This window comes from Paraburkholderia antibiotica, from assembly GCF_012927125.1.
GTDB classification, from domain to species: domain Bacteria; phylum Pseudomonadota; class Gammaproteobacteria; order Burkholderiales; family Burkholderiaceae; genus Paraburkholderia; species Paraburkholderia antibiotica.
Genome location: NZ_JABBFZ010000011.1, coordinates 148,821 through 169,899 on the forward strand (window position 1 = coordinate 148,821; position 21,079 = coordinate 169,899).

General features: G+C 61.0%; 16 protein-coding genes and 1 pseudogene. 6 read left to right on the forward strand and 11 right to left on the reverse strand.

Annotated elements, in window-relative coordinates; genetic code table 11:
* Position 1 precedes the first annotated feature (1 nt).
* Both npdG and cofH read right to left on the reverse strand, forming a co-directional pair.
* Complete coding sequence (npdG, locus tag HHL14_RS18830; protein WP_169499127.1) at positions 2-691, reverse strand: NADPH-dependent F420 reductase; 690 nt, start codon at positions 689-691, stop codon at positions 2-4.
* The gene (gene cofH, locus HHL14_RS18835) at positions 691-3,078 is read right to left on the reverse strand and encodes a 5-amino-6-(D-ribitylamino)uracil--L-tyrosine 4-hydroxyphenyl transferase CofH (protein ID WP_169499128.1); all 2,388 of its coding nucleotides are present in this window, start codon (positions 3,076-3,078) and stop codon (positions 691-693) included. The genes npdG and cofH overlap by 1 nt, the downstream gene beginning before the upstream one ends.
* 117 nt (positions 3,079-3,195) lie before the next feature.
* Here cofH and HHL14_RS18840 point away from each other — a divergent pair, with 117 nt between their 5' ends.
* From HHL14_RS18840 to HHL14_RS18850, 3 genes are all read left to right on the forward strand, one after another.
* Complete coding sequence (locus tag HHL14_RS18840; protein WP_169499129.1) at positions 3,196-4,350, forward strand: thiolase domain-containing protein; 1,155 nt, start codon at positions 3,196-3,198, stop codon at positions 4,348-4,350.
* Between the two features lie 126 nt (positions 4,351-4,476).
* Positions 4,477-4,962 (forward strand): tripartite tricarboxylate transporter TctB family protein, encoded by a 486-nt coding sequence (locus tag HHL14_RS18845; protein WP_169499130.1) that lies wholly within the window; start codon positions 4,477-4,479, stop codon positions 4,960-4,962.
* Positions 4,963-4,965: 3 nt separating this feature from the next.
* Complete coding sequence (locus HHL14_RS18850) at positions 4,966-6,492, forward strand: tripartite tricarboxylate transporter permease (protein WP_169499131.1); 1,527 nt, start codon at positions 4,966-4,968, stop codon at positions 6,490-6,492.
* A 367-nt stretch (positions 6,493-6,859) separates the two neighbouring features.
* Here the strand turns inward: HHL14_RS18850 and HHL14_RS18855 are convergent, their stop codons facing one another.
* From HHL14_RS18855 to HHL14_RS18865, 3 genes are all read right to left on the reverse strand, one after another.
* Positions 6,860-8,494 carry a DUF3732 domain-containing protein gene (locus HHL14_RS18855; protein WP_329601698.1) on the reverse strand — a complete coding sequence of 545 codons (1,635 nt, stop codon included), beginning with the start codon at positions 8,492-8,494 and terminating at the stop codon, positions 6,860-6,862.
* A 215-nt stretch (positions 8,495-8,709) separates the two neighbouring features.
* Positions 8,710-9,102, reverse strand: coding sequence for a three component ABC system middle component (locus HHL14_RS18860; RefSeq protein ID WP_169499133.1), 393 nt, complete (start codon positions 9,100-9,102; stop codon positions 8,710-8,712).
* 46 nt (positions 9,103-9,148) lie between these two features.
* A complete protein-coding gene (locus HHL14_RS18865; protein WP_169499134.1) occupies positions 9,149-10,363 on the reverse strand; it encodes an ABC-three component system protein in 1,215 nt (404 codons plus the stop codon).
* A gap of 682 nt (positions 10,364-11,045) precedes the next feature.
* Here HHL14_RS18865 and HHL14_RS18870 point away from each other — a divergent pair.
* From HHL14_RS18870 to HHL14_RS18880, 3 genes and pseudogenes are all read left to right on the forward strand, one after another.
* The gene (locus HHL14_RS18870; protein WP_169499135.1) at positions 11,046-11,975 is read left to right on the forward strand and encodes a PadR family transcriptional regulator; all 930 of its coding nucleotides are present in this window, start codon (positions 11,046-11,048) and stop codon (positions 11,973-11,975) included.
* Between the two features lie 54 nt (positions 11,976-12,029).
* A complete protein-coding gene (locus tag HHL14_RS18875) occupies positions 12,030-12,878 on the forward strand; it encodes a siderophore-interacting protein (RefSeq protein WP_169499136.1) in 849 nt (282 codons plus the stop codon).
* 90 nt (positions 12,879-12,968) lie between these two features.
* A pseudogene (locus HHL14_RS18880) lies at positions 12,969-14,198 on the forward strand (MFS transporter); the annotation flags it as partial.
* Between the two features lie 296 nt (positions 14,199-14,494).
* On the opposite strand, the gene HHL14_RS18885 reads toward HHL14_RS18880, so the two are convergent.
* The 6 genes from HHL14_RS18885 to HHL14_RS18910 all read right to left on the reverse strand — a co-directional run bounded on the left by HHL14_RS18885 (position 14,495) and on the right by HHL14_RS18910 (position 20,932).
* Entirely contained in the window at positions 14,495-15,589 is a 1,095-nt protein-coding gene (locus HHL14_RS18885; protein ID WP_169499137.1) for an AI-2E family transporter, read from the reverse strand.
* A gap of 293 nt (positions 15,590-15,882) precedes the next feature.
* Positions 15,883-16,065: a CsbD family protein gene (locus HHL14_RS18890; RefSeq protein WP_169499138.1), complete on the reverse strand. Its 183-nt coding sequence runs from the start codon at positions 16,063-16,065 to the stop codon at positions 15,883-15,885.
* A gap of 251 nt (positions 16,066-16,316) precedes the next feature.
* A complete protein-coding gene (locus tag HHL14_RS18895) occupies positions 16,317-17,606 on the reverse strand; it encodes an enoyl-CoA hydratase/isomerase family protein (protein ID WP_230413118.1) in 1,290 nt (429 codons plus the stop codon).
* A gap of 2 nt (positions 17,607-17,608) precedes the next feature.
* Positions 17,609-18,403: an enoyl-CoA hydratase gene (locus HHL14_RS18900; protein ID WP_169499139.1), complete on the reverse strand. Its 795-nt coding sequence runs from the start codon at positions 18,401-18,403 to the stop codon at positions 17,609-17,611.
* Complete coding sequence (gene mmsB / locus HHL14_RS18905) at positions 18,400-19,341, reverse strand: 3-hydroxyisobutyrate dehydrogenase (RefSeq protein ID WP_169499140.1); 942 nt, start codon at positions 19,339-19,341, stop codon at positions 18,400-18,402. Before mmsB ends, HHL14_RS18900 begins: the two co-directional genes overlap by 4 nt.
* A 49-nt stretch (positions 19,342-19,390) precedes the next feature.
* Positions 19,391-20,932, reverse strand: a complete 1,542-nt coding sequence (locus tag HHL14_RS18910) for a CoA-acylating methylmalonate-semialdehyde dehydrogenase (RefSeq protein ID WP_169499141.1) — start codon at positions 20,930-20,932, stop codon at positions 19,391-19,393.
* Between the last annotated feature and the right edge of the window lie 147 nt (positions 20,933-21,079).

The window sequence follows — 21,079 nt, forward strand, 5'->3', positions numbered from 1 at the left end:
CTTATTCAGGCAGGCCCGTGATGCGAAGTCCGGCACCCGGGATCTTGTACGCCATGTTGATCGAGATCAGGATCGACGTCAGCGCTTCAGCCGCGGCCGAATTGCAGATCGGACCGGCATGAATGCCACGCAACCCCAGGTCCTTGATCAGACCGATAACCCGGGTGCGGGCTTCCACATCGTTTCCGCAAACGAGAACGTCGCAATCAAGCTCGTGTTCCAGATCCTTCAGGTGATGCGCCGACACGTTCTGGAATGCGGACACAACGCGTACGCCATCGCCCAGAAGATCCTGAATCGCGGCGACGGCCGAGCCCGCGGCCGGCAACTGCACGCGGTTGACTTTCGGCGGCATCAACGGCACCGTGGCATCGATCAGGATTTTGCCGTCGAGGCAATCGCGGACTTCTTCGACCGTTGCCGTTTGCGCCGTATAGGGCACCGTCAGCACGACCGTGTCGGCAGCAATCGCGGCCTCGCGATTGGACGCCCACTCGATGGCCTCGCGGCCAAGCGCGGCGTTGAGCTCGGCGACTCTAGCCACCGCCCGATCCGGACTACGTGAGCCCAGAATCACACGATGCCCGGCACGCGCCCAGCGCAAGGCCAGACCGCTGCCTTCCGCACCCGTGCCGCCCAGTACGGCGATAGTGATTTTTTCGTTAGAAACGTTCGAAGACAGCTGAGTCATTAAACCTGCTCCAGAATGATCTGATTCGGACGCTTGCGCGCCGGGGTTTGTTGCATAGCGTCGAGTTCGGGCGCGTCGTAGGACGCACGCACCTGGTTCTGGTCAGGCGTGCCGTAGAGCGTATTGCGCTGGCGCGACTGACGACCCACCGAGGCAATCAATGCTTCCATTTGCCTCGGCTTGTATTCCTGACCGTGCTCCGTTCCTGCGGCCCGCGAAATGCTTTCGTTCATCAGCGTGCCGCCCATGTCGTTAGCGCCGGACTGGAGCGCCATACGCATCCCCTCCTCACCGAGCTTGACCCAGGACACCTGAATATTCGGAATCAGCGGGTGCAGGGCCAGTCGCGCGACGGCATGAATCAGGATCGACTCACGGTACGTCGGGCCCGAGCGGGCAAGACCCTTGCGATACATCGGGGCCTCCATGTGAACGAACGGGAGCGGCACAAGCTCGGTGATCCCAGCCGTGCGCGCCTGCAGTTCACGCAACAGCATCAGATGGCGAGCGACGTGATGGGAATACTCCACGTGGCCGAACATGATCGTGGAGGTGGTTTTCAATCCGACCCGATGCGCGGCCTCGATGACCGCAAGCCATTCCGCAGTCTTCAGCTTGTCGGGACAGATCTGCGCGCGCACGTCGTCGGAGAGAATTTCGGCCGCGGTACCGGGCAGCGATCCCAACCCGGCATCACGCAAACGTTCGAGGAAGCGTTCGATCGACATGCCCAGCGTAGCCGCACCGTGCGTAACTTCGAGCGGCGAGAATGCGTGCACGTGAATGCCCGGCACCGCTTCTTTGGCTGCGCGCACGAAGGCCAGATAGTTTTCACCGGTGTAGCCCGGATGAATGCCCCCCTGCATACAGACCTCGGTGCCCCCTCGCGCCCAGGCTTCCCGTGTGCGCCGGGCCACTTCATCCAGGCTCAGGTCGTAGGCGGGTCCGCGAAGATCGTCGTGTCCCTTGCCCTTCGAGAACGCGCAAAACGTGCAGCGATGGTGACACACGTTGGTGTAGTTGATATTGCGGGTAACGACGTATGCAACCGTATCCCCAACGGTACGCCGGCGCAGCTCGTCGGCGGCCGCGCAGATGATGCCCACGTCCGGACCGCGAGCCCGCAGCAGCGTGAGCACGTCGGCTTCGGTAATCGCTCCGTCCTCGGCACGTTTGATCGCCTCGCGCACCGCGGTGGTTTTGGTGCCCGGCAGCCCGATCAGCGGCGGCGTGACCGCATCGGCAAGTCCAGGAGACCACGTATCGGTTCGTGCCAGACCGTCCGCATCCGTTGCATGACGCAACGTCGGCTGAATCGACTTGTCGACCCAACGCCCCATATCGCGGACATACGACGGATACACAGCCGTACGTTCGACCAGCGTTTTCCCACCCCGCGCCGTCCCGATGCGCAAGGCGGTCAGCGCCGGCCACGGTGCTTCCGGATTCACGTGATCGATCGTGACCGGCGACACGCCACCCCAATCGTTGATACCGGCCTCGATAAGGCGCGGATACTCGTCGGGTGACAGATTGGGCGGGGCCTGCAGATTCATTTCCGGACCCAGAATCAAACGCGCGCAGGCGATGGTCCACATGAGGTCCTCAAGATCGGGCTCGGCCATGCCCGCGCACTTCGTTGCGGCCTTGGCGCGGAAATTCTGCACGATGACTTCCTGAACGTGCCCGAACTGCCGATGAAGTTCGCGAATCGCAAACAGCGAATCCAGCCGTTCCTGACGCGTCTCGCCGATCCCGATCAGAATGCCGGTCGTGAATGGCACCTGCGCTTCTCCCGCCGCCTTGAGCGTTGCCAGCCGTACCGCCGGATCCTTGTCAGGGGAGCCGAAATGTACGCCACCCCGCTCACACAGCCGTTCAGACGTGCTTTCAAGCATCACGCCCTGCGATACGGATACAGCGCGAAGTCGTTCGATATCCTCCCGCGTCATCACCCCTGGATTCACGTGAGGCAGCAACTTCGTTTCCTTGCGTACCCGATCGCACATCGCGATCAGGTAATCGATAGTCGTTGCGTATCCCATTGCATCCAGCGCTTCGCGGGCAGCGCGATGTCGCAACTCCGGCTTGTCCCCCAACGTAAATAGCGCTTCCGCACACCCGGCAGCCTCCCCGGCCCGGGCAATTTTCAGGACCTCGTCAGGCGACAGGTAGGCCGGGATTCCGGCTGACGGCGATTTTGCAAACGTGCAGTAATGGCAGACGTCCCGGCAGAGCTGTGTGAGCGGGATAAATACTTTGCGCGAGTACGTCATCAGACCGGCATGGCCCTGATCACGCATCTTTGCGGCCGCAGACAACAACTCGTTAAGAGGGGTATCTAGAAGGGTCTGCGCTGTCCATGGGGGCGTAGCAGTCTGGATCATCTCGCTTGTCTCGCTCTTGTTCAATATATATGGATATCAGTGTATACGTGCTAATACAATAGCGTATCTAATGCTAAACTTCCAGCGAGATCTCATCCTGAAGGACGCACTCTCCCTATGTATATCGTTGGCGCTTACGAACATCCCACACGGAAAGCCGTAGACAAGTCGATTGCCCAACTGCACGCGGAATCCGCCGCAGGGGCGCTCAAGGACGCGGGGCTTACGAAAGATGACATCGACGGTTACTTTTGTGCCGGCGATGCGCCGGGTCTGGGTCCGCTATCGCTGGCCGATTACATGGGCCTGAAAAACCTGCGGCATCTGGATTCCACGGAAACGGGCGGCTCGTCCTATCTGATCCATGTTGCTCACGCGGTAGAGGCGATCGCGGCTGGCAAGTGCAACGTTGCGCTCATCACGCTCGCGGGAAGGCCTCGTGCCGAGGGCATGGCAACCGGAACCGCACCGCGTATCTACAACGCAGCAGCACCAGACGTCCCTTTTGAATTCCCCTATGGTCCGACTACCGCGAACCTGTACGCCATGTGCGCAATGCGCCACATGTATCAGTTCGGCACCACCAGCGAACAGCTCGCATGGATCAAGGTCGCAGCCTCGCATCACGCGCAGTGGAATGAGCATGCAATGCTGCGCAAAGTCGTGACCGTTGAAGACGTGTTGAATTCACCGATGGTCGCCAGTCCCCTGCATCGTCTGGACTGCTGCGTGATTAGCGATGGCGGTGGTGCCCTGATCGTGACCCGCCCGGAAATTGCGAAAAAACTCGACCGGCCTCTCGTGAAGGTCAGGGGTACTGGAGAATCCGCGAAGCACTCGATGGGTGGCGAAATCGATCTCACCTACTCCGGCGCGGCTATCTCCGGGCCGATCGCTTTCGAACAGGCTGGGGTCACGCCTGCAGATATCAAATACGCGTCCATTTACGATAGTTTTACTATCACGGTGCTTATTCAACTGGAAGATCTCGGCTTCTGCAGGAAAGGCGAAGGCGGAAAGTTCGTGATGGACGGCAATCTGATCTCGGGTGTCGGGAAATTGCCCTTCAACACCGATGGCGGCGGCCTGTGCAACAACCATCCGGCAAATCGCGGCGGTATGACGAAAGTAATCGAAGCGGTTCGCCAGTTACGGGGTGAAGCACATCCCAACGTACAGGTACCGAATTGCGATCTGGCTCTGGCCCAAGGTACGGGTGGTCAGTTGGGTAGCCGGCATGGCAGTGCCACCCTTATCCTCGAGCGCGAATAGGAGCCTCAATTTTCAGCATTAGTTGGCATGACGGGAATTAACTATAAAACAATAACGCGTGCGGCCTGTTTGATTGCAATACGCCACACGCAGTTACGTTAATACATTGGAGATGGAGTTCATCGAATGAAATCGAATTCTGCTTCGAAAAAGGATTACTACGGCGGAATCCTGCTGCTGATTACCGGCTTATCCGTAGTGATTGCAGGTTCGCAGTATAAGCTCGGCTCCCTGACCCGGATGGGCGCCGGCTTTTTCCCTGTTGCGATTGGCGCGCTGCTGGCGTTGACAGGTTTGCTGATCGCAGCACAGGGGCTTCGATCCAGAAAGGCTCCGGAATCAGCCGCGCCGGCTGGACATGGACCGACCGGCATGCCGGACCTGCGAGGCTGCGCATGCATTATTCTGGGCATACTCGCATTCCTGCTCTTCGGCACCTATGGCGGTCTGATACCCGCCACTTTCGCAATCGTATTCATCAGCGCTCTCGGCGACCGAAGCAACACACTGATTTCCGCGTTCGCAGCAGCTCTCGCGATGTGTGTCGTTGCTTATATCGTTTTCTCGTACGCTCTGCAATTGCAATTGCAGCCATTCCAGTGGGGAAGATGAGTCATGGAATCACTAGCGATACATAATCTCATATACGGTTTCAGCGTGGCGCTGCAACCCAATAATCTCGCATGGTCGTTCTTTGGCGTCATTATCGGCAACCTGATCGGCGTGCTGCCGGGGATGGGAGCGCTGTCAGCTATTTCTATCCTGATGCCGCTCACGTATGTGCTGAACCCTGTGGCAGGCATCCTCATGCTCGCGGGCATTTTCTATGGATCACAATACGGCGGTGCAATCGGCGCCATCCTGTTGAATCTGCCCTCGCATCCACCCCATGCGGTAACTTGCCTGGACGGTTATCCGATGACACGGGCAGGTAAAGGGGCCACGGCACTTGGCATTACGATGTTCTGTTCGTTCTTTGCCGCCTCGGTTGGCATCGTAGTGATGATTCTCGCCTCGCCACTGCTTACGCGTGTCGCGCTCGATTTCGGACCAACGGAGCTGTTTTCGATCATGCTTTTCGGCCTGCTTGCCGGCGCCATGATGGCACGCGGTTCGGCGCTCAAAGGCGTAGGCATGACGCTGTTTGGCATTCTCTGCGGGATCATTGGGACCGACCCGAATACCGGCGTGTATCGCTTTACGTTTGGCTTAACCAATCTTAATGACGGGCTCGAACTCGTTGCGGTCGCTATGGGCCTGTTCGGCGTTGCAGACTTCCTGCTCAACGTGAATCGTATCCAGCCCATTGTTCATAACACGAAGATCCGGTTGCGGGATATGCGCCCCAGTCGTTCGGAGATGAAACAGGCGTTCTGGCCAATGGTTCGCGGAACGACGATTGGTACGCTTTTCGGTGCGATGCCTGGCACGGGACCCACTATTACGACATTCCTCGCCTACGCATTCGAGCGAAAAATTTCCAAAAATCCTGATTCATTCGGTACGGGAAATATCGCAGGCGTCGCCGCGCCAGAAGCATCCGCCCACGCCAAGACCCAGGTGGATTTCATTCCGACCATGAGTCTTGGCATTCCGGGTGACGCTGTCATGGCACTGATCCTCGGAGCACTGCTGATTCAGGGAATTTCTCCGGGACCGCAACTGATCTCCGACCACCCTGATATTTTCTGGGGTCTCATTGCGTCATTCTGGATTGGCAATGTATTGCTGATCGTGCTGAATGTGCCGTTGATCGGCGTATGGGTAAAGCTGCTGCGTATCCCCTATCGCCTCATGTTCCCTTGTGCGATGTTCTTTATCTGTGTCGGCGTGTTCAGCACACAAAACAACCTTTTTCAGATCTGGGAAGTGCTGGCGTTCGGCGTGATTGGTGCACTGGCCATGGGTCTTGGATTTCCCGTCGCCCCAATCCTGCTTGGGTTTGTCCTGGGGCCGATGATCGAAGAGAATTTCAGGCGTGCGTTGTTGCTCTCCAGAGGTGACATGAACATCTTCCTGCAACGACCGATCAGCGCGGTATTTGTCGGGTTATGTGCGCTGCTGCTACTCGGCACCGCGTATTCGTCGTTAAGAACCAGACGCAATGCCCGATCACGTCTTTCTGGTCCGGTGAACCAGTAGAATTCAGGCGATCTACGAACGACGCTCCTCAACGTGCTGATGCGGGAGGGCGTCGTCCAGCGACAGATCAGCCCTCCCATCAGCGGTCCGCGCTCTGTCCGTCGAAGCCCTGATCGACAGCACACGCCAGGTACATCGCATCGGTTGATGCCCTGCTCACGTGTGCGCTCGCCATACGATGACGCTAGCAGGTCAAGCCTCGCCGGTGCTCATTACGAAGCACCCTGCAAACGATCCACTGTTGTTTCATAGTTCACGCAATGGATAAGGCCCGGTTTTACCCCGCGAATAGGGAGCGATCTCGTTAGTCGTAGGAAACGTGGCGGCAGCTAGTCACCGCTCGCGGCCATAAGGACATCCAACAATGTCAAGCGTTCTGCCAAGAAGGTGGAATCAGAGCTTCACCATCGCGAAACTCCGGCAAAAGGTGCACGTAGTTCATGTTATCGAACGTGTTCCTAGGCACATGCTCGAACACTATCATCTGAAACTGAGTATCGTACTCGTCATTCATCCGCTTAACGAAGTGGTCGAGCAACTTGAACGCAATCGCAACTTTTTCGCTATCGCTATTCGTGAGAATGACATTATCGTTCGCCTTGTCGTCTGGATAGTACGGACGGCTAGGCTGGTCGATGATGAGGAAGCTGGGGACGAAGGGCGACCTATGGCTTATCGCGACCTCATGGAGCGCCAAAAACTGCAAGAGGTGCAAGAACATGTGATTGGAACTGCTGCCAACGTTCTCCAAAAGGCTTGAACGTGGCTTGCGCAGTCGCAATCGCTTTTCTTTGTAGACGAATTCTGTCTGGTAGGTCGCGTAATTTGCGAGCGCGTTCTCGGTGTCAGTGAGCAGTTCCTGCGCGATTTCGTTAATCAGCGAAATGACAGAGGCACGCGTCTCATCGACATCCCTGACTTCGATTTTGTCGATTTGCTCTTGAAGGTCGTCCGTTTGCAAGATGGGCATTTCGGCAAAAGCAACTGGGGCCACCGCATCGTATGCGGAGAAACGCCCCTTGGCCTCGCCCACGAATAGCCATTTTTCCCTCTCCGACGCAAAGGACATCGGCTCTCGAGGTAGTCCGGTGATTTCACGCTCTAGTTTGTCGCGCTCTTCACGAAGAGAAAGAACCATCGTCGTAATCTGACCATCTACCGGATGCTTCTTCGCGGTCGATTTTTTTACTGCGAGCAAATCAGCTTTAAGGCTGCTTATCAGCTCGTCAAATATTTCCGATTTAACGATAGTAGGAGCCTGCTTGATGAGCTGCTCGATAGGCAGCAAACTGTCTTCCGCGTTCTTCAGCGTATCTTTGTACGCGCGGTATTCCGACGTAAACTGCTCCAGTTGACGGAGCCGGCGCTCAACGGAGAACAGCTCTGCGCTGGCCTCGGCATAACGGTCCAAGGCGCGTCCGGTGTCGACCGACGCCGCCTCGGCAATTGCACGTCTGACAACATCTCGCGAAATTGTGGAAGTATTCCCGCTGAAAATTCCGTACTCAGCAGCCTTAACGGCAATCTGGCGCAATTCGTTGTCGAACTCGTCTTTGCCCGAGGTCAACTGAGCACTTTTTTTCTCCGCCCGTTGCAACTGCTTCTCAAGATACTCTTTCTGCTCGCGGGCAGCCATATTCGCGAGATCGTCGATGCCGAGCGCCATGTCGAATATGCGCGGCAACGCCTCACGATACCGGTCTTCCGTCTGCTTGTCGAAGAAGACTTTACTGTTTGTGATGATGTCTTCAGAGATAGTGTTGAAGAGGAAGAAATAACGAAACGATACCTTCGAGTTTGCCTTCAGCGCCTTACCGCCGTACGCGACTGTCACCCTCTCGTCAATGTTGAACTCGCCCTCAAGTATCGTACGAATGTCGTCCTCCCTCGTGTTCGCCTCTGGGACCTCGGGTACAACACCAGTCGAAGAAAAATAGTAGTCGTTGGAGACGTGGTTCCCCCGAGGACTTCTGCGAGCAATCGCGTAGGTCTTGTCATTCACGTAGAACTTCAGCCCGTACCACGCTACGTTCTCGTTTATGATGCTATCGGGTAGCTTGTGCGAACTGGCGAGAAAGCAATAGTCAATAATGTCGAGCAGTGCACTCTTACCGGTGTGACTTCCACCAGATAGTACGTTTACTCGGTTTCGAACGAATTCGAGACTACGACGCTCGCCGTTCTTCGACCACAAAGTGATGGAGTCAAAGCCGAAATTCAAAGCTGCACCCTAAAGTTCAAATATAGTTCGTCAACCGGACTTTCCAGTACAGCCGCGATATGACTAGATGCCTTCGCGATTCGCTGTGCCCGATGCCCAAAGCTCTTGTCGATGTTCAATGGTTGTAACAAGATGAGCCCGCCGTCAAATTTCACGTAGCCAGCTTCCACAATCAACTGGATTGCGTTCACCGTCACAGCAAGACCTTCTTGAAAGCGTAAATTGAAGTTTGCAAATAGGTCTGGTTTGTTTGCTACTAGGGCTGCAGCTTCGCGTATCGCGACGTTGCCTCTGCCCATATATCGCACGGTCGCTTCATGCATAACGAGTGGCATTACAAGAAGCGCTCTGGCGACACTCATTTTCTTGGCATGCGCGAGAACCGCCATCAATGCAGTCGCGCAGACCCCCACATTGTTATATCCAACCCATCGCCTAGACATCGTTCTCCCAATCTCTGTGCCAGCCAATGCGGCCGATGTCTGAGAGGTAGTAGAGTTCACCATTACTAAACCTTATATCGAGGTTCGTTTCGCTCAATATGAAACGCTCGCGTCTCAACGCTTTCAACAACTCTCTCGCTGAGGCGGCAAGTTCTTGCAAATTTGCGCCTTCTTTGAACGAACCTTCAAACTCATTTTCCCATTGAGCGAACACATCGTCGTGGAACTCTTCTACTTCGTCGCTGATGATGTCGCCTAGCTGGACCCAACGTTCGAGGTTTCGCGATGCTCGGACCTTGTGCTCTGTGTACTTTACCGCCTGCTCATTGTCGGACGGCGCAAGGGCCTCGATTTCTAACAGTCGTTTAATGAATCTCTGCGCAAAGATGTCTTCAGGCAAATCTGGCTCAAATTTGTAGTAGACCAGTTTTTTGCTTCGCGCATCATCAAATATTTTCGCGTAACGAGAGGCAAATTCTTCGAAACTTATTTTGACACTCTGCCCACTCTTCACCGCGATAAAATTATCACTTCTGATTCTGGAGTCCAGACGCTCGAATACCGCATCAATTTTCTCCGCGTCGATGATTTTTTCCCGGATTGAGCGTTTTACGCGGCCGATGATGTCGTCGCATTCAAGCTCAAAGCGAAGTTGCTCAAAGAAGACCTTCCGCACAGACAAGTCCAGTTCTGCAACAGCCTCGATGTACTTCTTCAGACCTGCGTCCTGAGTCTTGTTTGCAAGATAATCGATGTGCGCTCGCAGCGGCTCGAAATCACCGTCGCCCGTTTGATAATCGAGGATTAGCTGGAGAAAATTGTTTGATTTGCTGTGCGATTTGTTTGAAACCAGATGAAATTCCGTCTTGTCGACGAACTTCAGCTGCTCGGCGATTTCCTTACGCCCGTCAACCTTATCGCTGATGACTTGCGACCAGTTGTATAGAGTCTTCCATAAGTCTGCATCAAGCTCGGACAGCGCTATCGAAGCGCCAGCCTTGTTGGTTTGAACTGTGTGCTTGACCTGGAAAAGGATATTGAAATCGGCGTCGAGTTCGGTATGAACGTCGTCTTTGATTTCAAGCCCAACGGATTGGCCTGCCCCAAGATTCAAGATGCGATGGAGGAAATAATAGTATTGGTAGTCAAAGCCAATGCTCGTATCTCCCGCGCCGGTCTTTTCAGTAAAGCTTTTTTCTTCTGCCACGTGCAGGGTCCAGTTCTTTTGCCAACTATGCACATCGCCACCACATCGCATCTAACGAGCATATTTTTGATGGCATACCCGGAACTAACTCTTCCGCAGCGACGAAAGCCGTTAGTTGCCTGATGATACTGCTTTCAGTAGATTTTGCGTGGTGTTTGAAGCAGCGATGAAGCTTTTACTGGCGACTCTCCGGACTGAGCCACTGATAGATAGATGAAGACAGAGACTGGCTGGGCGATAGCGCCCGATTGCACGCGAGTGGGTGAAAGGAAGAGTGTTCCAGCACTGAATGGCTGCTTTGCTTAGAAGCACGCCCAAAGCTCCAAGAGCCTGACCACCAACTCAAAGGCGAAAAGCGGCGCTTCAAGCGCGTTAGGCGGCAAGCACTGGTGTGGCCCCATATTTCCAAACAACGAAGATGCGCGTCCGAGCTCCGTTGCGCGCTCAATCCACCCTTCACTTCGACGCAATCAAAATCACGTTTCAATAGAAAAAATAGCAAAAAACTGTGCCATGCACACCGAAAATTGCGGCTCCCCCACACTTTGGCGTCTCCGAAACGCATTTTTTGCGTTCCCGAAGACTTTGGCGCCCACCCGCCAATCTCAAAAAAGAGTTTGACAGACTATCTTTAGATATATATCTTTAGACACATCTTACGACACTCACGGGAGTCTCCCAGATGCGTCATCCTCATCGTTTTTCCGGTCCGCGCGGCGCGCACGACCGTTTCCACGGCGGCTTCGATCATCCGTCCCTACGCGCGCTGTGGCATGCGTTCATGCGGTATCACCCGGCGCGCAGCCAGCGCGGCATGGACTTCGAGCGCGCCGCAAGCGCGTCAGCCGCCTCCAACACCGCGCGCGCCCAGTCCACTCAGGATTCGCGAGACTGGCATGACCGCGCGCAGCGCCGCCATCACGGCCACGGCCACCCCCACTTTCACGACCACACCCAAGACCGCCACGCCACCGGCCGCCATCACGATTCCCGCTTCGGCGGGCGCGGAGGACGCTTCGGCGGCGGCCCCGGCGGCCTGGGCGGGTTCGGCGGCGACGGCGACGGTTTTCCGCGCGGCCGCAAATTCAGTTCCGACGATCTGCAACTGCTGCTGCTCTCGCTGATCGACACGCAGCCGAGTCACGGCTACGAGCTGATCAAGGCGCTGGAGGCGCGCTCGAACGGCTTCTACACGCCGAGCCCCGGCATGGTCTATCCGGCGCTCACGTATCTGGAAGAACTCGGCTACGTGAGCGTGCAGCTCGAAGGCAACCGCAAGCGCTATGCGCTGTCAGACGCGGGCCGCGAGTATCTGGCCGCGAACCGCGAGCGCGTCGAGCTGATGTTTGCGAGACTCACGCATATCGCGCGCAAGATGGATTCGGTGCGCCGCGCGTTTGCCGGCGAGGAGCCGGCCGACGTCAGCGAAGGCGGCTGGTTGCCCGAGCTGAACGAAGCGCGCCGCACGCTGAAGAACGCGCTGCTGCGCCGCGACAGCGCACCCGCCGACGAGCAGCGCCGCATCGCCGCGATCCTGATGCGCGCGGCGCGCGAAATCGAAGGCGACAGCGCCGGCAACACCCCCAACGATGACAGCAAAACCGCCGCCTGAGCGCGCCCTCCGCGCCCCTCGCGCCTCATCGAACCGAACAAGGAGTACGACCTCATGCCGAGTCAGGACAATCATCGACCCGACCTCGCCGTGCATCGCGTGCGGCATCCGCTGAAATTCCGTCTGCTGCAAGTCACGCAGGTGCGCGCGCTGACGCCGCATCTGATTCTCGTCACCTTCACCGGCGACGATCTGCACGACTTCGTGTCGGCATCGTTCGACGACCACATCAAGGTGTTTTTCCCCGAACCCGGCGCCGACAAGCCGACGCTGCCGCAAGCCGGTCCCGACGGTCCGGTGTTCCCCGAAGGCAAGCGACCGACCGCGCGCGATTTCACGCCGCGCCGTTTCGATCGCGACGCGCGCGAGCTCGACATCGAGTTCGCGCTGCACGAAGCCGGCCCCGCGGCAACGTGGGCCGCGCAGGCGAAGGTCGGGCAGTATCTGGGCATCGGCGGTCCGCGTGGCTCGCTGGTGATTCCGACCGGCTTCGACTGGCATCTGCTGATCGGCGACGACACCGCGCTGCCGGCGATCGCGCGCCGCCTCGAAGAACTGCCAGCCGGCGCGCGCGTCGCCGCGGTGATCGAAGTGGCCGATCCGTCGGCACGCATCGAGTTTTCGACGCGCGCCGAACTGCACCTCGTCTGGTGCTATCGCGATGCCGCCACAGAGGAATCGGTCGACGCACCGGCCCGCGGCGCGGCGCTGTTGCAGGCGGTGCGCGAAACCTATGTGCCCGAACAGGGCGAAGGTTACGTGTGGGCCGCCGGCGAAGCCGCGACGATCCGCGCGGTGCGCCAGCATCTGTGCGGCGAGCGCGGCATCGACAAAACGCGGATTCGCGCGGCGAGCTACTGGAAACAGGGTGCGGTGGCGGTCCACGAAAACATCGAGGATTAAGCGTTAAACGCGCGCGTCGGGGTACTCGGCGTGCGCGAACGCAGCGACGCGCATCGACGTACTTCGAACAACAGGAAGGGAACACAACCGATGTACTCCATCACCCCGCGACACGAGCAACGTCTGCTCTGGCTGCTCGCGCTCACGCAGTTCACGATCATCATGGACTTCATGGTGATGATGCCGCTCGGCCCGCAGATCATGCACGCGTTCGGCATCGCGCCGGCCGCGTTCGCGACAGCCGTGTCCGCGTATTCGTGGTGCTCGGGCCTGTCCGGCCTGTTCGCCGCGACCTATATCGACCGCTTCGACCGACGCCGTCTGCTGCTCACCATCTACGCGCTGTTCGCGCTGTCGAACCTCGCCTGCGCGCTCGCGTCGAGCTTCGCGCTGCTGCTGGCCGCGCGCGCGTTCGCCGGCATCACCGGCGGCGTGCTCGGCTCGGTCATCATGGCGATCGTCGGCGACGTGATCCCGGTGCAGCGGCGCGGCGCCGCGACCGGCACGATCATGACCGCGTTCTCGCTCGCGGCGATTGCCGGCGTGCCGGCCGGCGTGATGCTCGGCGCGCAGTTCGGCTGGGCCGCGCCGTTCTTCCTGCTGGTCGCGCTGTCGCTGCTGGTGTGGGTCGCGGGCGCGCAACTGGTGCCGTCGCTGGCCGCGCATCTGAACCGGCAACAACCGCCGCTTGCCGAAGTGCTGCCCGAGTTGTGGCGACTGCTGACGAAGCCGCGCCATCTGAACGCGTTTGCGCTGACGTTCATGATGATGATCGCGCACATGCTGGTGATTCCGTTCATCTCGCCGATGCTGGTCGCCAATCACGGCGTCGCGCCGCGGCAGCTGTCGTGGCTCTACATGGCGGGCGGCGCGGCGACCTTCTTCACGTCGCGCTATGTGGGCCGACTCGCCGACCGCTTCGGCACGCAGCGCGTGTTCCGCTGCGCGGCGCTGGTGTCGTTGGTGCCGGTGCTGTTCGTCACGCATCTGCCGGATCTGCCGTTCTATGCGCTGGTGCTGTTCTTTTCCTGCTTCCTCGTCGTGATGAACGGCCGCATGGTGCCGATGCAGGCGCTCCTGACCACGGTCCCCGAGCCCGCGCGGCGCGGCGCGTTTCTCAGCGCGAACAGCGCGTTGCAGGCGCTCGGCACCGGCACGGGCGCATGGCTCGGCGGGCTGATGCTGGGGACCTCGACGACGGGACGCATCGTCGGTTATGGAACCGTCGGGTGGGTCGCGGTGGCGGTCGCGTTCGCGGCGGTGCTGTGGGTGTCGCGCGTGAAAAGCGCGCCGCGCGATGCGGCGGCGGCAGGTGTGGCGAACGTGGCGGGGGTCACGGAGACGGCGGAACTGGCGAACGTGACGAGCGCCACAGGCGACGCTGCACGACACACCAACGCCAACACCGAAGCCGGCGCGGGCGCGGGCGCCAGCAAAAGCGACGCGCCAGCCCTCACGCAGACTCACGCGAGAGACGGCACTCCGGCCATCGCGCCTAACGCGAACGACGTTCTCAGCGCCATGAACGGCAACCCCAACATCGCCCGCGAAGGTTAGTGCTTCGAATCAACGCGCGCGGCGGCCCCCTTCGAACAACCGCCGCGCGTCGATCCGCGTCACCCCTCCTCGTCCGTATGCCCGGTCAACGCGCGCCGCGCCGCTTCACCCTGCTCGTGCGACGCCGAGTAGAACACCTTCGCGCGGCCGAGCACGATCTTCAGCGTCGCGATGACCGGCACCGCGAGAAAAATCCCAGCGACGCCGCCCAACTGATCGCCGGCGAGCAGACCGACGATCACGAGGAACGGGCTGACCTCGACGCCTTCGCTCATCAGATACGGATTGAGCACGTAGTCCTGGAACATCCGGTACAGCGCGAAGAAAATCACCAGCCACAGCAGATGCGGAAAGCCGCTGAACAACGCGACGACCAGTGTGACCGCGATCGCGGCGAGCGGCCCCGCGAACGGCACGAATTCGAGCAGGCCCGCGCCAACCGCGAGCAGAAACGAGTACGGCACGCCGAATAGCGAAAACGCGATGCCGTAACAGAACAGCGTCGCCAGCGACAGAAACAGCAGCGCGCGCACGTACTTCGACAGCAGCACGTTCACGTCGTCGACGATCTCGCTCCACAGCACCCGATGCCGCTTCGACAGCAGCGCGAGAAACGCGTCGCGCATCTGCGCACCGTCCTTGATCAGCAGAAAGCTGAGGATCGGGATCAACACCAGATAGATCAGATTGCTGGCCGCGTGCACGACGCCGAGGCCGAGGCTGCGCGCCATCGGCACCGCGTTGTCGGAACCGGTCTCGATCTGGCTGCGCACGAAATCGGCGATCCGTTCGCGCAGCGGTTCGAGAAAATGCGGCAACGGCAGCCGGTTCGGCACGTCGCTGCGCATCAGCGTCGGCAATTGCGTGAGCAGACGCGTCGCCTGATCCTGCAACTGCACGCCGAACAGCGAGCCCACTACCGCGATCACCGCGACCACCACGACGAACACCAGCGCGATCGACGCCACGCGCGGCACGCGACGCGGCCGCACACGCTCGACGAGCTGCACCATCGGATAGATCAGATAGCTGAAGAACACCGCGAACACGATCACCAGCACGGTGGTCGACGCGATATAGATGATGAAGAACAGCAGTGCAATCAGAAACGCGGTCCAGACTTTCCTGGCCGTACCGACGTCGAATCCCAGCATGAAGCGTCCTCGTAACGGCGATGCGCGGGCGCGCATCGGGGCGTGCTGCGTGAGTTGCGTGCCACCTGCTGCGTCCTGCGGCTGCAACCTCCTGGAGGTCGCATGGTCGCATAAGTTTCACGACAGCAGCGCAGGCTCATGCGCGACCGGCGGCGTGCGTGATTTCACGCTCGTATTGCACCGCTGCGCGCGTCACGTGCCGACCATGTGCCGACCATGTGCCAAGCGCACGCGCTCACGCGATGCGGTTGAATTTACACGTTCGCGATGACACGCATCGGACAGCGTAAAGACTACCGCTTCAACTGCTCCCGCACCGCATCGGCCGCTTCGCCGACCTTCACCTGCATCCGGCCGGCGAGCTTTTCCGCCGCGCCCTCGGCCTGCTTCACGCGATTGCGCGTGACCTTGCCGATCGCTTCCTTGACCGAGCCCTTCAGCTCCTTCGCGGTCCCTTCCATCCGGTTCTTGTCCATGGTGCTTTCCTCGTGGGTTTGACTGTGGAGTTGCCTGCTGGCACTGCAACGAGACAGCAAACGGACGGCGCGGCGCGCCGTTTTATCGCGCGGACCGCACGTGATATGCGATCCGCGTCCAAGCAACCCCATTCTGGTAGCACGTCCCGTTCCCGGTCATCCACTAGCCTACGCGAAGCTTCGCGCCATTCGAACCCTCGGCGCCATGTCAATTCGCCGGATTGCGTCACTCCTGCCCGCTCCCTCTGCTACTACGCCTGCGCCGTCTGCACGCTACCGAGCCGCGCGAGCGGATGCGCGTCGATCGTCCAGGGCGAACTCAGAAAGTGCCGCACGCGCTCGGGCCGCACGGCGGCGAGCGTGGCCGGCGACCAGCGCGGCTGACGGTCCCGGTCGAGCAACTGCGCGCGCACGCCTTCGCGGAAATCGCCGTCTTCGATCGCGCGCTTCACGATGCCGAGCTCCATACGAAAACATTCGGCCAGCGTCATCTGCCGGCCGCGCAGCAGCGCTTCGCGCGTCACGTACAGCATCGTCGGTGAAGAGGCGGTGAGCGCGTCGTGCGTCGTTTGCAGCCATTGCCGCAGTTCGCGCGACGAGTCGCGTTCGAGGTCCTGGCGCAGCGTCGCGACGATCCGCTCGACGCCCGAGCGCCGATCGAAGTGACGCAGGATCAGCTGCGTCAGCGCGCCCAGCGGCGCATGCGGCACGATATTGCACGGCGGCTCGAACACCGCGCGCAACGCGTCGAGCCGGTCGCCGTCGTGCGACATGCGCTGCAGGCGCTCTTCGAAACTGGCGAGCCAGTCGGCCGGCACGCACAGATCGGCCAGTTGCAGCCGCACCGCGTCGGCGCCGGACAGCGTCGCGCCGGTCAGGCCGACGTACAGCGCATGCTCGACCGGCATCGCGTTCAGAAAACGACTCGCGCCGACGTCGGGCACGAAACCGATGCGCGTCTCCGGCATCGCGATGCGGCTGTGCTCGGTGACGATACGCAGCCGCGCGCCCTGCCCCAGCCCCATGCCGCCGCCCATCGTCATGCCGTCGAGCAGCGCGACGACCGGCTTCGGAAACGTGTGCAGCGCGTAATCGAGCCGGTATTCGTCGACGAAAAACGCAAGCCAGCGCGGATCGTTCTGGCTCGCCAGCCGATGCACCTCGCGCACATCGCCGCCCGCGCAAAAGCCCTTGTCGCCCGCGCCCTTCAGCACCAGCGCGACGATCCCCCTATCGGGGCGGCAATGTTCGACCAGCACCGCCAGCTCGCGCACCATCGCGTGCGACAGCGCATTGAGCGCGGCCGGCCGGTTCAGCGTGATGATCGCGACGCGATTGACGACGCGAAACAGGATTTCGCGTTCGGCTTCGGCGTGGGTTGCAGTGCTGGTTGCGGTGCTCGTTGCGGTGCTCGTTGCGCCGTTCGTCGCGGCGCTTGTTGTAGCGCTAGCTGCAGCGCCCTTTGCACCGTTCATCGCCGGATCCACCTCGGCATCCCCGCCGCCGCCCGCTTCGACCACAACGCTTTGCAAAGCGCTCATCGCTACGCCTCCTGCTGAAGGTTGCCCACCTGCCAGCGCGGCGCGCGCTTTTCGAGGAACGCGTTCACGCCCTCGCGCTGATCGGCGCCGTCGAACAGATCGACGAAACGTTCGCGTTCGAGCGCAAGCGCCGCCGCGCGCGGCACGCCATGCCGCGCCTGATGAATCAGCGTCTTGCTGAAGCCGACCGCCTGCGGGCTCAGACCGACGACGCGCCGCGCCATCGTCAGCGCCGCCTCGCGCGCGGCGCCGCGCTCCACCACCTCCTCGACCAGACCGATACGCAACGCGGTCGCCGCATCGACGCGCTCGCCGGTCAGAATCATCCGCTTGGCCCAGCCTTCGCCGACCAGCCACGGCAGCGTTTGCGTGCCGCAGCCGCACGGCAGCAGGCCAACCGCGGTCTCGGGCAAGGCCAGCACCGCATGCTGCTCGGCGATGCGGATATCGCACGCGAGCGCGCATTCGAGACCGCCGCCCATCGCATAGCCGTTGAGCGCGGCGATCACGACGGGCCGCGCATTCTGCAGCGTTTCGAACGCCGCGCCGAAACGCGCCGCCGCGACGCGCGCCACTTCGCGATTGCCGTCGGCGAACGCATTCAGATCGGCGCCGGCGCTGAAAAACTTCGGGCCGTCGCCGGTGATGACGAGCGCACGCACGCGCGCATCGGCATTCAGTTGCTCGACGGTGCGCTGCAGTTGCAGCAGACCATCGGGCGTGAACGCGTTGGCGGGTGGGCGCTTCAGCGTGATCAGCACGACGGCGCCGTCGTGCGCGTAGTCGAGGTCGATCATCGCGCACCGCCTTTATCGCCTTTATCGCCCTTGTCGGACGCAGCGTCTGCAGCGCCCTCGCGCCGATACAGCTTGATCACCGCCGAGAAATCCAGCCGTCCCGCGCCGTTCGTGCTCATCGTTTGATAAAGCTGCTGCGCGAGCGCGCCGAGATAGACCGGTTGACGCGCGCCACGCGCGGCATCGGTGGCGAGGCCGAGGTCTTTCAGCATCAGGTCGGTGCCGAAGCCGCCGCTGTAGCCGCGCGCGGCCGGCGCGGTGTCGATCACGCCCGGCATCGGGTTGTAGGTGTCCGAACTCCAGCAGCGCCCGGTCGACGTATTGATGATGCCGCCGAGCACCTTCGTGTCGATGCCGAGCGCCTCGCCGAGCGCCATTGCCTCCGCGACGCCCGCCATCGAAATGCCGAGCACGAGGTTGTTGCAGATCTTCGCGACCTGCCCCGTGCCGGTGTCGCCGCAATGCACGATGTTCTTGCCCATCGCGAGCAGCACCGGCTTCACCTGCTCGTACGCGCTCGCGCTGCCGCCGACCATGAAGGTCAGCGTGCCCGCCGCCGCGCCGCCGGTGCCGCCGGACACCGGCGCATCGACGAACGGGTTGCCATGCTGTGCCGCGAGTTCGGCGCACGCCTTCACGCTGACGGGATCGATCGTGCTCGAATCGATGATCGGCACGCCTCGCGCGATGCCGGCGAGAACACCGTCGTCCGCGCTGAGCACGCTACGCACGTGCGCGGCGGCGGGCAGCATCGTAATCACACATTCGACATCGCTCGCGGCCGCCTTCGGCGAGCCGGCCGCCTGCGCGCCCGCTTCGACGAGCGCGCGCACGGCCGCTTCGCTGAGGTCGAATACGTTGAGCGCGTGGCCCGCCTTCAGCAGGTTCAGCGCCATCGGCGCGCCCATATTGCCGAGTCCGATAAAGCCTATTTTCATGGTGTCGTCTCCGGGTTCGCTACGCTGCGAGGGTTCGTGCGAATGCCGTTCAGCGCAGCCGGATCGTCGTGTTGACGCCGTCGCTGACGGCGTCGTCGTCGAACCAGCGCGCGGTGACCGTCTTCGTTTGCGTGTAGAACTGCACGACCTGCTTGCCGTACGGGCCGAGATCGCCGAGCTTCGAGCCGCGCGAGCCGGTGAAGCTGAAAAACGGCACCGGCACCGGAATCGGAATGTTGATGCCGACCTGGCCGATATCGATCTCGCTCTGGAACTTGCGCGCCGCCGCGCCGCTTTGCGTGAACAGGCCGACGCCGTTGCCGAACGGGTTGGCGTTGACGAGCGCGATCGCGTCGTCGAGCGTCGCGACGCTCAGCACCGTCAGCACCGGCCCGAAAATTTCGGTGCGATAGATTTCCATGTCGGTCGTCACGTCGCTGAACACCGTCGGGCCGATGAAGTTGCCCTGCTCGTAGCCGGCCACGCTGACGTCGCGGCCGTCGAGCGCGAGCGTCGCGCCTTCCTTCACGCCCGCGTCGATCAGGCCGAGAATGCGCTGCTTCGCGGCACGCGACACCACCGGCCCGACGTCGGTGCCCGGTTCGTGGCCGGCGTTGACCTTCAGCGTCTTCGCCTTCGCGATCAGCTCGGGCAGCCACTCGCTCGCGGCGCCGACCAGCACCGCCACCGAGGTCGCCATGCAGCGCTGCCCGGCCGCGCCGAACGCGGCGCCGGCGAGCGCGTTGAGGGTCTGCTCGCGATTCGCGTCGGGCAGCACGACCGCGTGATTCTTCGCGCCCATCATCGATTGCACGCGCTTGCCGTGCTCGCCGCCGAGGCGATACACGTGCGTGCCGACCGCCGTCGAGCCGACGAACGAAATCGCCTTCACCAGCTCATGCGAGCAGAGCGAGTCGACCACTTCCTTGCCGCCGTGCACGACGTTCAGCACGCCCTTCGGCACGCCGGCTTCGAGCGCGAGTTCGACCAGTTGCATCGTCGACAGCGGGTCCTGCTCGGACGGCTTCAGCACGAACGTGTTGCCGCACACGAGCGCCATCGGAAACATCCACAGCGGGATCATCGCGGGGAAGTTGAACGGCGTGATGCCGGCGCACACGCCGAGCGGCTGGCGGATCGTGTAGGTATCCACCCCGCCGGCGACGTTCTCGGCGAACTCGCCCTGCTGCAACGTGCCGATCGAGCACGCGTGCTCGACTACTTCGAGACCGCGGAAAATATCGCCCTCGGCATCGGGAATCGTCTTGCCCTGCTCGGCCGACAGCGTCTTCGCGATGCGCGGCATCTGCTCGCGAATCAGCGCCTGGTACTTCAGCATGATGCGCATGCGCGCGCCGATCGGCGTGTCCTTCCACGTGGCGAACGCCGCATGCGCGCTGCGCACCGCCGCGTCGACTTCGGCGACGGTCGCAAACGGCACGCGCGCGAGCACCGCCTGGGTGGCCGGATTGACGATGTCACGCCATTCGGTCGTGCGCGATTCGACGAACTCGCCGTTGATCAGCAGCTTGACGGTGGCGACGCCGCCGGCAACGTCGCGGCCGGTCTCGTTCGAAGCGATGGTGCTCATGCTGAAACTCCTGTGCGATGGCCGCGCGGCGGCCGGACAGATGGGAGAAAAAAGCGGTGGGCCTGCCGCCGCGGAGCCGATACGGAGTCGACGCGAAGCCAGTGCAAAGCACGACTGCGCAACGGCCGATTCGCTCAAACAGACCCT

Coding starts and splice junctions, on each gene's coding strand:
- HHL14_RS18840 (WP_169499129.1), top strand. CDS start 3,196: ATGTATATCGTTGGCGCTTACGAACATCCCACACGGAAAGCCGTAGAC.
- HHL14_RS18875 (WP_169499136.1), top strand. CDS start 12,030: ATGCCGAGTCAGGACAATCATCGACCCGACCTCGCCGTGCATCGCGTG.
- HHL14_RS18850 (WP_169499131.1), top strand. CDS start 4,966: ATGGAATCACTAGCGATACATAATCTCATATACGGTTTCAGCGTGGCG.
- HHL14_RS18860 (WP_169499133.1), bottom strand. CDS start 9,102: ATGGCGGTTCTCGCGCATGCCAAGAAAATGAGTGTCGCCAGAGCGCTT.
- HHL14_RS18890 (WP_169499138.1), bottom strand. CDS start 16,065: ATGGACAAGAACCGGATGGAAGGGACCGCGAAGGAGCTGAAGGGCTCG.
- cofH (WP_169499128.1), bottom strand. CDS start 3,078: ATGATCCAGACTGCTACGCCCCCATGGACAGCGCAGACCCTTCTAGAT.
- HHL14_RS18910 (WP_169499141.1), bottom strand. CDS start 20,932: ATGAGCACCATCGCTTCGAACGAGACCGGCCGCGACGTTGCCGGCGGC.
- HHL14_RS18885 (WP_169499137.1), bottom strand. CDS start 15,589: ATGCTGGGATTCGACGTCGGTACGGCCAGGAAAGTCTGGACCGCGTTT.
- HHL14_RS18845 (WP_169499130.1), top strand. CDS start 4,477: ATGAAATCGAATTCTGCTTCGAAAAAGGATTACTACGGCGGAATCCTG.
- HHL14_RS18895 (WP_230413118.1), bottom strand. CDS start 17,606: ATGAGCGCTTTGCAAAGCGTTGTGGTCGAAGCGGGCGGCGGCGGGGAT.
- mmsB (WP_169499140.1), bottom strand. CDS start 19,341: ATGAAAATAGGCTTTATCGGACTCGGCAATATGGGCGCGCCGATGGCG.
- npdG (WP_169499127.1), bottom strand. CDS start 691: ATGACTCAGCTGTCTTCGAACGTTTCTAACGAAAAAATCACTATCGCC.
- HHL14_RS18870 (WP_169499135.1), top strand. CDS start 11,046: ATGCGTCATCCTCATCGTTTTTCCGGTCCGCGCGGCGCGCACGACCGT.
- HHL14_RS18900 (WP_169499139.1), bottom strand. CDS start 18,403: ATGATCGACCTCGACTACGCGCACGACGGCGCCGTCGTGCTGATCACG.